Source organism: Streptomyces kanasensis, from assembly GCF_043077165.1.
Lineage (GTDB): Bacteria > Actinomycetota > Actinomycetes > Streptomycetales > Streptomycetaceae > Streptomyces > Streptomyces changanensis.
Genome location: NZ_JBIBSF010000004.1, coordinates 342,084 through 353,802, shown reverse-complemented (window position 1 = coordinate 353,802; position 11,719 = coordinate 342,084). Strand labels below are relative to the sequence as shown.

At 73.0% G+C, this 11,719-nt stretch carries 11 protein-coding genes and 1 tRNA gene; 5 read left to right on the top strand and 7 right to left on the bottom strand.

The features are described 5' to 3' along the window. Positions 1–288: 288 nt before the first annotated feature. The 6 genes from thrB to ACF053_RS13210 form a co-directional block, all read right to left on the bottom strand. Positions 289–1,206, bottom strand: coding sequence for a homoserine kinase (gene thrB / locus ACF053_RS13235; protein ID WP_058943712.1), 918 nt, complete (start codon positions 1,204–1,206; stop codon positions 289–291). A 355-nt stretch (positions 1,207–1,561) separates the two neighbouring features. Next, complete coding sequence (gene thrC / locus ACF053_RS13230; protein WP_058943711.1) at positions 1,562–2,632, bottom strand: threonine synthase; 1,071 nt, start codon at positions 2,630–2,632, stop codon at positions 1,562–1,564. Positions 2,633–2,637: 5 nt separating this feature from the next. Continuing rightward, positions 2,638–3,936: a homoserine dehydrogenase gene (locus ACF053_RS13225; RefSeq protein ID WP_391954103.1), complete on the bottom strand. Its 1,299-nt coding sequence runs from the start codon at positions 3,934–3,936 to the stop codon at positions 2,638–2,640. 107 nt (positions 3,937–4,043) lie between these two features. Further along, entirely contained in the window at positions 4,044–5,435 is a 1,392-nt protein-coding gene (gene lysA / locus ACF053_RS13220; protein ID WP_391953960.1) for a diaminopimelate decarboxylase, read from the bottom strand. A 16-nt stretch (positions 5,436–5,451) separates the two neighbouring features. Beyond that, positions 5,452–6,723 (bottom strand): ArgS-related anticodon-binding protein NrtL, encoded by a 1,272-nt coding sequence (nrtL, locus tag ACF053_RS13215; RefSeq protein ID WP_391953959.1) that lies wholly within the window; start codon positions 6,721–6,723, stop codon positions 5,452–5,454. Between the two features lie 317 nt (positions 6,724–7,040). Further along, the gene (locus tag ACF053_RS13210; protein WP_391953958.1) at positions 7,041–7,511 is read right to left on the bottom strand and encodes a response regulator; all 471 of its coding nucleotides are present in this window, start codon (positions 7,509–7,511) and stop codon (positions 7,041–7,043) included. Positions 7,512–7,621: 110 nt separating this feature from the next. Here ACF053_RS13210 and ACF053_RS13205 point away from each other — a divergent pair. The 3 genes from ACF053_RS13205 (at position 7,622) to ACF053_RS13195 (ending at position 9,167) form a co-directional block, all read left to right on the top strand. Beyond that, positions 7,622–7,693, top strand: a tRNA-Arg gene (locus ACF053_RS13205). A gap of 800 nt (positions 7,694–8,493) precedes the next feature. Beyond that, positions 8,494–8,757, top strand: coding sequence for a CopG family transcriptional regulator (locus tag ACF053_RS13200; protein WP_391953957.1), 264 nt, complete (start codon positions 8,494–8,496; stop codon positions 8,755–8,757). Continuing rightward, complete coding sequence (locus ACF053_RS13195) at positions 8,754–9,167, top strand: PIN domain-containing protein (RefSeq protein ID WP_391953956.1); 414 nt, start codon at positions 8,754–8,756, stop codon at positions 9,165–9,167. Before ACF053_RS13200 ends, ACF053_RS13195 begins: the two co-directional genes overlap by 4 nt. A gap of 80 nt (positions 9,168–9,247) precedes the next feature. Here the strand turns inward: ACF053_RS13195 and ACF053_RS13190 are convergent, their stop codons facing one another. Next, the gene (locus ACF053_RS13190) at positions 9,248–9,391 is read right to left on the bottom strand and encodes a hypothetical protein (protein ID WP_391953955.1); all 144 of its coding nucleotides are present in this window, start codon (positions 9,389–9,391) and stop codon (positions 9,248–9,250) included. Positions 9,392–9,896: 505 nt separating this feature from the next. Here ACF053_RS13190 and ACF053_RS13185 point away from each other — a divergent pair. Further along, positions 9,897–10,505 (top strand): hemerythrin domain-containing protein, encoded by a 609-nt coding sequence (locus ACF053_RS13185; protein WP_391953954.1) that lies wholly within the window; start codon positions 9,897–9,899, stop codon positions 10,503–10,505. A gap of 166 nt (positions 10,506–10,671) precedes the next feature. Then, a complete protein-coding gene (locus ACF053_RS13180) occupies positions 10,672–11,637 on the top strand; it encodes a type VII secretion protein (protein ID WP_391953953.1) in 966 nt (321 codons plus the stop codon). Positions 11,638–11,719: the final 82 nt, after the last annotated feature.

The following is an 11,719-nucleotide window of genomic DNA, read 5'->3' as shown; positions in this document are numbered from 1 at the left end:
GTGGGTCCGGCCCGAGACCCCCTGCTCGGCCCTCTCCTGGGATGAGCGAGGGATGACGCGTACCGGTTCCGGAGCGTGCTCGAAACTGCTCAGGCAGGCTGCTCAGGCAGTTGGGGAGGCTCCCGGAAGAATGGTGGTCCCTGAAGGGGACACGCAGCACCGCGCCACAAAGACGTCGGGTGCAGACTTGAGGTTAACACTACCGGCTCCAACAAACATTCCCCCTCTCCCACACCGGCAATCCGTGTGTACGGCGTTCCCCGCCGCGACGGGTCGCGCCTCGCCTTCCTACGGTGCGAGCGGCAGCACGCTCGCCCCGGCGGCGTCGAGGGCGAGCCGGTTGGCCGCCCAGCCCTCGCCCGCCAGCAGCGCGACCTTGTCCGCCGCGCCGTCCTCGGCCAGCGCGAGGACCGTCGGGCCCGCGCCGGAGATGACCGCGGGGATGCCGTCCGCCCGCAGCCGGTTCACAAGTGCGATGCTCTCCGGCATGGCCGGGGCGCGGTACTCCTGGTGCAGCCGGTCCTCGGTGGCGGCGAGCAGCAGCTCGGGGCGGCGCGTGAGGGCCTCGACGAGCAGTGCGGCACGGCCGGCGTTGGCGGCGGCGTCCACGTGGGGGACGGTGCGGGGCAGCAGTCCGCGGGCGGTCTCGGTGAGGACGGGGTTCGCGGGCACGAACACCACCGGGACGACGCCGTGCGCGGGGTCCATGCGGACGGCGCGGGCGGCCCCGGCCTCGGTCCAGGCCAGGGTGAAGCCGCCCAGCAGGCAGGCGGCGACGTTGTCGGGGTGGCCCTCGATCTCGGTGGCGAGCTCCAGGAGCGCGGCGTCGTCGAGCCGGCTGTCACCGCCTATGGTCACGGCGCGGGCGGCGACGATGCCCGCGCAGATGGCGGCCGACGAGGAGCCGAGGCCGCGACCGTGCGGGATGCGGTTGGCGCAGACGACCTCCAGGCCGCGGGGCTGGCCGCCGAGCAGGTCGAAGGCGGTGCGCAGGGAGCGGACGAGGAGGTGGCTCTCGTCGCGCGGGAGGGTGTCGGCGCCCTCACCGGCGATGTCGACGTGCAGCCCGGAGTCGGCGACCCGGACGACGACGTCGTCGTAGAGCCCCAGCGCGAGGCCGAAGGCGTCGAAGCCCGGGCCGAGGTTGGCGCTGGTGGCGGGGACGCGCACCCGTACGGCGGCGGCGCGGAACGCGGGACCGGCCATCGCTCGTTGACTCTCCTTGCTCTGGACCTGCGGGGGTGACCTGCGGGGATGGGACGGGCTGGGGATCGGGGTCTTCCGTCAGACGTACGCGCACCTGAGGGCCGTTCGGCAATCCCCGACGACGTCGTCACCCGCGGCGAAACGGCGGGGTGGGTTCGGTACAGCCTATCGAAGGAAGGTTCTGCGGCGACATAGGGCGCACGGGAGGCGCACGGTGCGTGTCGCGCCGACCGGCGTGCTCCGCCGGAGCGGCGGTACGGCCGGGGTACGGCGGCACGGCGAAGCGGCGGACGTACGGCGGAGGCGGCCGTACCGCCCCGCGGGCCCCGGGTGCCGGGGCCCGCGGGGCAGGGGGTCAGGCGAGGCCGAGGCGCTCCGCCGCCGCGGCGGCGTCGACCGGGACCGTGACGGGCTGCGGCGCGCCGGCGACCGCCCAGTCCGGGTCCTTGAGGCCGTTGCCGGTGACGGTGCAGACGATGGTCTGGCCCGGGTCGACCTTGCCCTGCTCGGCGGCCTTCAGCAGGCCGGCCACGGACGCGGCGGACGCCGGCTCGACGAAGACGCCCTCCTGCGCGGCCAACAGCCGGTAGGCGCGGAGGATCTCACGGTCCGTCACCTCGTCGATGAAGCCGCCCGACTCGTCGCGCGCGGCGAGCGCGAAGTCCCAGGAGGCCGGGTTGCCGATGCGGATCGCGGTGGCGATGGTCGACGGGTCCTTGACGACCTCGCCGCGGACCAGCGGGGCGGAGCCGGACGCCTGGAAGCCCCACATGCGGGGGGTGCGCCCGGCGACGCCGTCCCGGGCGTACTCGGTGTACCCCTTCCAGTACGCGGTGATGTTGCCGGCGTTGCCGACGGGCAGGACGTGGATGTCGGGTGCTTCGCCGAGCATGTCCACGATCTCGAACGCGGCGGTCTTCTGACCCTCGATCCGCACGGGGTTGACCGAGTTGACGAGCGCGACCGGGTAGTTGTCGGAGAGCCCGCGGGCCAGCGTCAGGCAGTCGTCGAAGTTGCCCTCGACCTGGAGGATCCGCGCGCCGTGGACGAGGGCCTGGCCCATCTTGCCGAGGGCGATCTTGCCCTGCGGGACGAGGACCGCGCACACCATGCCGGCGCGCACCGCGTAGGCGGCGGCGGAGGCGGAGGTGTTGCCGGTGGAGGCGCAGATGACCGCCTTGGCGCCCTCCTCCTTGGCGCGGGTGATCGCCATGGTCATGCCGCGGTCCTTGAAGGAGCCCGTGGGGTTCGCCCCCTCGACCTTCAGGTGCACCTCGCAGCCCGTGCGCTCGGAGAGGACCTGGGCCGGGACGAGCGGCGTGCCACCCTCACGGAGCGAGACGACGGGCGTCGTGTCCGTGACCGGGAGGCGGTCCCGGTACTCCTCGATGATGCCGCGCCACTGGTGGGTGCCCTTGGTGGTCATGGGTCCTACTCCCCTTCAACCCGCATGATGCTGGCGACACCGCGCACGGTGTCGAGCTTGCGCAGCGCCTCGACGGTCCCGTTGAGGGCGGCGTCGGGCGCGCGGTGGGTGACGACGACGAGGGACGCCTCGCCGTCCGTGTCTGGTCGACCTTGCTGGCGCACCGTGTCGATGGATACGCCGTGCTCGGCGAAGACCGTCGCGACCTGGGCGAGGACACCCGGCTTGTCGGCCACGTCGAGACTGATGTGGTACCGCGTCACGACCTCGCCCATGGGGCTCACGGGCAGTTGCGTGTACGCGGAGTCGCCGGGGCCCGTCGCGTCGTTGAGGCGGTTGCGGCAGACGGCGACGAGGTCGCCGAGCACGGCGGACGCGGTCGGCGAACCGCCGGCGCCCGGACCGTAGAACATGAGCTGCCCGGCCGCCTCGGACTCGACGAAGACGGCGTTGTACGCGCCGCGGACGGAGGCGAGCGGGTGGCTGAGGGGGATCATCGCCGGGTGGACGCGCGCGGTGACGGACCCGCCGTCGGCGGCGCGCTCGCAGATGGCGAGGAGCTTGATGGTGCACCCCATGCGCTTCGCGGACGCGAAGTCCGCGGCGGTGACCTCGGTCATCCCCTCGCGGTACACGTCGTCGAGGCGCACCCGGGTGTGGAAGGCGATGCCGGCGAGGATCGCGGCCTTGGCGGCGGCGTCGAAGCCCTCGACGTCGGCGGTCGGGTCGGCCTCGGCGTACCCGAGGGCGGTGGCCTCGTCGAGTGCCTCGGAGTAGCCGGCCCCGGAGCTGCCCATCTTGTCGAGGATGAAGTTCGTGGTGCCGTTGACGATGCCGAGGACGCGGTTGACCTTGTCGCCGGCGAGGGACTCGCGCAGCGGGCGGATCAGCGGGATGGCACCGGCGACGGCGGCCTCGTAGTAGAGGTCGCGGCCGTGCTCCTCGGCGACGGCGTGCAGCGCGGCGCCGTCCTGGGCGAGGAGCGCCTTGTTCGCCGAGACGACGGAGGCACCGTGCTCGAAGGCCGTGGTGATGAGGGTGCGGGCCGGCTCGACCCCGCCGATGACCTCGACGACGACGTCGATGTCGCCCCGTTTCACCAGGGCCGTCGCATCGGTGGTGATCAGCTCGGGGTCGATGCCCTCGCGGACCTTGGACGGCCGGCGGACGGCCACGCCGGCGAGCTCGACCGGCGCGCCGATGCGCGCGGCGAGGTCGTCGGCGTGCGTCGTCATGATGCGCGCCACCTCTGAGCCGACCACTCCACAGCCCAGCAGCGCCACCTTCAGCGGACGCGTACGCATCATCCGACCTCGTTTCCTGTCCTTCTACGTATTTCTACGGTGTTCCAGTCTCACTCACCGGACGGGAGTTTCTCCCCACCCGTCCGGATCCTGAGACATCTATTTCATCAACCGACATCGAGACGCAGGAGATCTTCCTCCGTCTCGCGCCGGACGACCACCCGCGCGGCACCGTCGGAGACGGCGACGACGGGCGGGCGCAGAGCGTGGTTGTAGTTGCTGGCCATGGAGCGGCAGTACGCGCCGGTGGCCGGTACGGCGATGAGGTCCCCGGGCGCGAGGTCGGCCGGGAGGAAGGCGTCCTTCACGACGATGTCGCCACTCTCACAGTGCTTGCCGACGACCCGGCAGAGCACCGGCGCGGCGTCGGAGGCGCGGGAGACGAGCGAGACGCTGTACTCGGCGTCGTACAGGGCGGTCCTGATGTTGTCGGACATGCCGCCGTCGACGGAGACGTACGTGCGCAGCCCCTCCAGCTCCTTGACCGTGCCGACCTCGTACAGCGTGAACGCGGTGGGGCCGACGATGGCGCGCCCCGGCTCGACGGAGATGCGCGGCGTCGCCAGCCCGGCGGCCTCGCACTCGCGGGTGACGATCTCACCGAGCGCCTTGGCGATCTCGTGCGGTTCGCGCGGGTCGTCGTCGGGGGTGTACGCGATGCCGAGCCCGCCGCCGAGGTCGATCTCCGGCAGCTCGACGCCGTGCTCGTCGCGCACCGCGGCGAGCAGCGACACGACGCGCCGCGCCGCGACCTCGAACCCGGCCATGTCGAAGATCTGGGACCCGATGTGCGAGTGGATGCCGACCAGTTCGAGCGAGTCGAGGCCGAGGACGCGGCGCACGGCCTCCGCGGCCTGCCCGCCGGCGAGCGCGATGCCGAACTTCTGATCCTCGTGGGCGGTGGCGATGAACTCGTGCGTGTGGGCCTCGACGCCGACGGTCACCCGGATCTGCACGCGCTGGCGCCGGTCGAGGGACCGGGCCACGTGCGCGACGCGGGCGATCTCCTGGAAGGAGTCGAGGACGATCCGCCCGACGCCCGCCTCGACGGCCCGCCGGATCTCGTCGGGGGTCTTGTTGTTGCCGTGGAAGGCGATGCGTTCGGCGGGCATGCCGGCGGAGAGCGCCGTGGCGAGCTCGCCGCCGGAGCAGACGTCGAGGTTCAAGCCCTCCTCGGTCAGCCACCGCACGACGGCCCGGGAGAGGAACGCCTTGCCGGCGTAGAACACGTCGGCGTCCGCGCCGAAGGCGTCCGACCAGGCGCGGCAGCGCGCCCGGAAGTCGACCTCGTCCAGGACGTAGGCGGGGGTGCCGAACTCCTCGGCCAGGTCGGTGACCCGCAGCCCGCCCACGGTGACGACGCCGTCGTCGCCGCGCCGCACGGTACGCGACCACACCTTGGCATCGAGGTGGTTCAGGTCCGCGGGGGGCGCGGTGTAGTGCCCTTCGGGCAGGACGTCGGCGTGGCGGGGCCCGGCGGGGTGTGCGGAACGGCTCATGTCACTCTCACAGCTCTCACAGGTGTTCAGGGGCGCTGATGCCGAGCAGGGACAGGCCGCCGGCGAGCACCGCGCCGGCGGCCTCGGCGAGGGCGAGCCGGGAGCGGTGGGCGGCCGAGGGTTTCTCGTCCCCGCGGGGCAGCACCGTGTGCTGGAACCCCAGGAGTGCGTCGGCGATGGCCTCCAGGTGTCGGGCGAGCCGGTCCGGCGCGTGCTGCCGGGCGGCGGCGAGGAGCACGGCCGGGTGATCGGCGAGCGCGGCGAGGAGGGCGGCGGCGGGGGCGGCGTCACCCGGGCCGACCTGCGCCTCCGCTCCGTCCACGCCTCCGTCCGCCTCTCCGTCCGTCCTCCCGCCGAAGCCGAGGTCGGCGGCGTTGCGCACGAGCGCGCGGGCGCGGGCGTGCGCGTACTGGACGGTGAAGAGCGCGCCGGGCGCCTCGACCTGGCGCAGCAGCGGCCCGGGGTCGAGGACCCGGTCGTGGGCGGCGGGCCGCAGCAGGGCCCAGCGGCGGGCGTCGGGGCCGAGGAGGGCGTCGACGTCGTAGTGGGCGGGCACGGCGTGCAGCCGCCGGCCGCCGGGGTTGACGCGGGCGGGGGCGCCCTGCGAGCGGAGCAGCGCGACGACGGCCTCGGCGAGGACGGCGACGCGGGCGGTGGCGGGAGCGGCGGGGGCGTCGGTGTCGGGGGCGGTCGCCTCGCCGAGGGCGGTGGTGTGGGCGGTGCCGTCGGGTGCGGTGGTGTGGGCGGTGTCGTCGAGGACGGTGCCGTCGAGGACGGTGCCGTCGGGGGCGGTGCCGTCGGAACCCGCACCGCCGTGAACCGAGCCCTCGTGAACCGTGCCGTTGCGGGCGGCGACGTCGACGGGGTCGGGGGCGGGGGTGGGGGTGGACCGGAAGGCGACCTCGTCCGCGGGCAGCCCGGCGAGGGCGTCCCCGTACCCGTACCGCGGACCCTCGTCGAGGACGCGGCGCACCAGCAGCCGGTCGGCGTCGGCGCGGGCGCCGGCCCGCAGCGTGAGATTGAGGAACCCGGGGCCCGTGATGTCGACGGCCGCGATGCCCGGCACGTCGAGGAGCCGCTCGCGCAGGACCTCGGCGACCTGCCGGGGCGGCAGCGCGGCGGCGCCGGCGAGCTGGAGGGCGGCGTTCGTCGCCCAGTCCCCGCGGCCCCCGGGTCGGGGCCGCTCGACGACGACCCGCGCGGGGACGTCGGCCACGCGCAGCGCGCCGTCACCGATCGCGCGACGCACGGCGCGCAGCACGGTGAGGGAGAGGTCCGCGGGGGTCACGGGACAAGCGTAGGCGAGGAGGGGGGTGGGTACGCGAACCGGTTTCGCGATCTGGTCACCGGACGCCGAACGATCCAGGCCACACCCCGCCCACGAACGTCCACGAAAAGTCTCTGACCAGCAAAAACACACCCTGGAACGTCGAGAACCGCACCACGGTCACGGCACATGAAACCGGGTCGACGCGCAGGCGAACCCCCGACGAACACGAAGGCGCCCCCACCTCCCGTCAGCCCGCTCCCCCACCCGGACACCGCCCCTCAGCCGACCCCAGCGCCAACCCCCGCCCCCGGCGGTGGCCCGGCCCCGGGCGGTGATCAACCGCAGGAACTGCCCGCGTGGCCGGCCCCGCGGTGACCGTCCATCGGAGGCGGCATCAACCGCCGCACCAGCCGTACGAGATCGGCGGGCTCGAAGGGCTTGGCGAGAAAGGCGTCGACGCCCGCGTCGAGACCGCTCTCGACCTCGGCCTGGCTGCACGCACTGATGATCGCGAGGGGCACGTGCCGCGTCCGCGCGTCCCCGCGCAACGAGGCGGCCGTCCGCAGCCCGTCCAGGCGGGGCATGACCACGTCGAGCGTCACGACGTCGGGCTGGAAGCGATGGACGACTTCCAGACACTCGGCACCGTCGGCCGCGGTCACCACCTCGAAGCCCTCCAGCTCGAGGTTGACCCTGATCAGCTGCCGGATGACCCGGTTGTCGTCCACAACCAGCACCCGACCGGACACGCCTGACACAACTCGAGAGTAGGTGTCGTCCGGCCCCCGCGTCCGGGTTTTCGCCACTTCCGCCCACCGCGGGCGACCACAGGCCACCCGACCCCCCGAAATACCTGTTCACAGGCACCCGTCGGGAGCTGGTAGGGTTCTACCCGTCGCCGCGAAACACGGCGGACGCCCCCGTAGCTCAGGGGATAGAGCAACGGCCTCCGGAGCCGTGTGCGCAGGTTCGAATCCTGCCGGGGGCACCCTGTATGAGGTGCCCAAAGACCCCGTCACCAGCGGAAACGCTGAGGCCGGGGTCTTCGCGTTTGGTCGCACCCGCCCGACAGGGATCGTCCCGCCGCGGGGCCACCGACACAGGCCCGAGCCCAAGCCTGACGATGACGAGCAACGCTGTACACCCGCTCCAACAGCCGCCCGTCGTCCGCCGTGCCGAAGGTGTCCAGGTGCTCGCGGAGCACGGCGCGAGGTGGGGCGGGATGGGAACCCGCCTGACGTCCTCGGCCGGCCGGTTCTTCGGCCCGCGGTCGTCATGGGTCTCCCCCGAGTCGGTCCACTGCTTGCCGACGGACGGACGGGTCCGGTGGAGCAGCGCCGAACCCCAGCCGTGGCCGGGGAGGTTCAAGTCCGTCTCGACCAGGCCGACCGCCTCCGCCGGCCGGAGCCCGCCGACGTACATGGCGGCGAACAGAGTCACGAGGCGACGGCCGCGGGCACGTCGGCATCCACCCACACGGGAAACCGCCGTCGGGAGATTCCGCGCCTGCTCCGGGTTGGCGACGACCCGCGGGCCGACCTGGTTGGACACCTGGCCCGAGCCGGTCGGCCGGCGCCCTGACGTCCGCCTCGTCCCTCGTCACGTGCCCTCGGCGGGGCTATGGGGACAGCACGCCCGTCGGCCCACGCCCCCTCCGGGAGTACCTCGTACCTGACCAGCCGATTCCGCCTGACCGCCACCGCCTCTCTGCAGGAGGAACGCGTCGCCTGCGGCAGCCATGCCAGAAGGAAAGGCAGTGGGGGGAGGATCACAGGTAGGATAGATCGCATGAGTGAGCCCACCGGCAAGTACTCGATCACCATGCCACGCGACATCGCCGAGGCGGCCAAGGCCCGCAGCGGCCCCTCCGGTCTGTCCGCCTACGTGGCTGCGGCCGTCGCCCGCCAGATCGAACGCGACAACCTCAACGAGCTCCTCACCGTCGCCCAGGCCGAGCACGGACCCGTCACGGACGAAGAGATCCAGTCCCTGCGGGACCAGCTCGCCCAGGCACGGCGCGAGCAGGCGCAGCGCGGAACGGACGCAGCGTGACCCGTTCCCCCGCGGTCCCCGGCGGCACGCTCGTCCTCGACAGCGAAGGACTCGCCAAGGCCGTCCTGCGCGACCGTACGGTCACTGCCTGGCTGGCCCTGGCCCGCGCCGACGACCTGCGTGTGATCACCTCAGCGGCCACCCTCGTGGAAGTGGTCCATCCCCGCGTCAACCGCCCGGCTCTGGAATGGACGCTCTCCCGCCTGGTCATCGAACCGATCACCGAGCCGATCGCCCGTCACGCCGCCACGCTCCTCGCCGACGCCGGCCTCCACGGCCACAAGTACGCCATCGACGCCATGCTCACCGCCACCGCCCTGGCCGCACCAGGCCCGGCCACCATCCTCACCTCTGACCCAGACGATCTCACTGCCCTCTGCGGCGGACGCGCGACCGTGATCAAGATCTGACCGCTCCGCTCCGTTGAGGCCTCGGTCGGAGCCTCCGCGCTCCGTTCCTTCTTGCGAGCGCAGCCGGCCGGAACGGCACGTCACGTGGTCGAGCCCATATCGGTCGCCCGGTAGCCAGGGTCGTACAGGCGCAGCATCGAGAAGGAGCTGTCGAGCGGATCGTGTTGTTCGACCCTGAAGGACGGCGCGTTGTCGTGCATAACGGTGTTGCGGACGTCCTTCACGGCCGAGCAGCCCGATGAAGTGGGCTCTGTCGACGAGGGGCCAGTCGAGCTTGTCCCGGCGTTCCTCGTTGTCCAGGAGGCGAACATCTTCTTTGCGAGCGACGTCGTCTTCTTGCGCCTTCTGCGCGTCGGCCTCGCCGTAGACGCGCCCCAGGCAGCGCCGGAGTCGGCGCTCGATCCCGCCCAGGGTGAAAAAGGGACGGGCCACGGCGCCGAACTCGTATCGGCAGCTTCGCGCCCTCGGTGCCGTTGGGCGTCGTGGTCCTGAGTGGCGGTGGCAAGGAGGTGGGCACCCGGGGCTCGTGGTGTTCGCTCTGCACGGGCTCGGTGTGGTGACCGTCGGCGCGTACCCGTTCGGTCGGTCCGGGGAGCGGTGACCGGTCGCTGCCCCGGGGTGCGGGCCGTCGTGCTCCGTTCGGGGAGGGGAGGCGACTCGACCGGGTTCAGGTCCGCGGTTCGGGACATGCGGAGGGTGGTTGTTCGTCTCGGACGAAAGGGGCCTGTCGTGGCCGAGGACGTCGTCACCATGATCAAGACCGATCACCGTGAGCTGGAGCGGCTCTTCACGATGATGGAGCAGGAGCGGAGTGTGCGGCCGCTGGCGCTGCCGTTGGCGGTCGCCATGCTGGAGGCGCACAGCCGGGCCGAGGAGAAGCACGTGTACCCGGCGCTCGTGAAGGAGGCCGGGGAGAAGGACGAGGTGGAGCACGCCACCGAGGAGCACCACGAGGCGGAGGAGCTCGGCCGGCGGCTGCTGGGGCTGGACTGGGAGAGCGAGGAGTTCGACCGGGAGCTGGGGAAGTGGGTGGAGGCCGTGCGCCACCACGTCGAGGAGGAGGAGCAGGACCTGCTGCCCGCGTTGGGCGAGACCTTCGACGAGGAGCGGCTGCGGACGATGGGCGAGGAGTTCGCCGAGCAGCGCGCGGAGGAGCTGGCCGGGGGGTCCGGGGACGCCGGCGGGGGCGAGGGGGCGGGGCGGAGTGACCTCACCGGGCTCACTCGGGACGAGTTGTACGAGCGCGCCCGGCAGTTGGGCGTCGAGGGACGGTCCTCGATGAAGAAGGACGAGCTGCTGGAGCAGGTGCAGGGCGCCGAGGGGGCTGCCGCCGGCTGAACCCGCGCAGGGTGCGGTCGGTGCTCGTCGGCGGGCTCTGAGGGGGTGTCGGGGGCGGTGGTAGGTTCGAACGCGTGAGTGCAGTGGGGGTGTCGACGCGGGCTGTGCGCGGCCGGGCGTTCCCGCTCGCCCCGGTGTCCCCGGCACCTTCGCTTAGGAGTACGGCATGACCCACGGCGACCATCTGACGCGCAGGCCGTACGTGGCGCTGCCGGCCCCGGAGTCGGTGCCGACCGTCGACGCGCGGCTCGCGTCCGCGCTCGGGCGGCCGCAGCACGGGGACTCCGCGGTGCGGCGCGTCGGGCAGTCGTTGCGCGGGTTGGCGTCGCCCGCCGCGAAGGAGGCCGTCGCCCAGGTCCGCGGCGGGCGTGAGGTGCGGTTGCCCGTGCCGGCGGGGCGGGTCATCGCCGTGACGTCCATCCGCGGCGGGGTCGGCAAGTCGACCGTGGCGGCGCTGCTGGGGCGTACCTTCACGCAGTTGCGGCCCGACCCGGTGCTGACGCTGGAGGCGGACGCCGCGCTCGGCACGCTGGCCGTGCGGATGGGCGCCCCGTCGGTGCGCTGGTCGTGTCCGGAGCTGGCGCGGATCCTCACCCCCGCGATGGACCTGAACGACATCACCGGCTACCTCGTCCCCGTGCCCGACGGCGGGTGGCTGCTCCCCGCGAGCCAGGGGCGTGTGGGCCCGCCGCTGGACGTACCGACGTACCGGACCGTCTCGTTGGCGCTGCGCCGGCACTTCGCGGTGACGGTCGTCGACTGCGAGACGCTGCCGGGGGCGGTCGCCCGTACGGCGATGGACACCGCGCACGCCCGCGTGATCGTGGCGCCGCGGACCGCCGAGGGCGTCAACGGCACGCGGGTGGTGCTGGACTGGCTGTCGCGGTTGCCGCACCGGGCGATCGACAGCACGGTCGTCGCGCTGACCTCGAACGCCCCGGACATGACGCTGGACCTGAAGACGGCCGTCGCGCACCTGCGGGAGCCCGGCGTGACGGTGCTGCCGCTGCCGTACGACCGGCACCTCGCCCAGGGCGGGCCCATCCGTACGGACATGCTGGCGCGGGCCACGCACGACGCGGCCGTCACCCTCGCCGGGGAGGCACTGCGGCGGTCCGTCGGCATGCGCTGAGGGGTCGGGCGGGTGCGGAGGCGTCGGGCATGCGGTAGGAAGTCGGGCCCGCGCTGACGTCGGGCGTGGGGCCCGCGCTGGC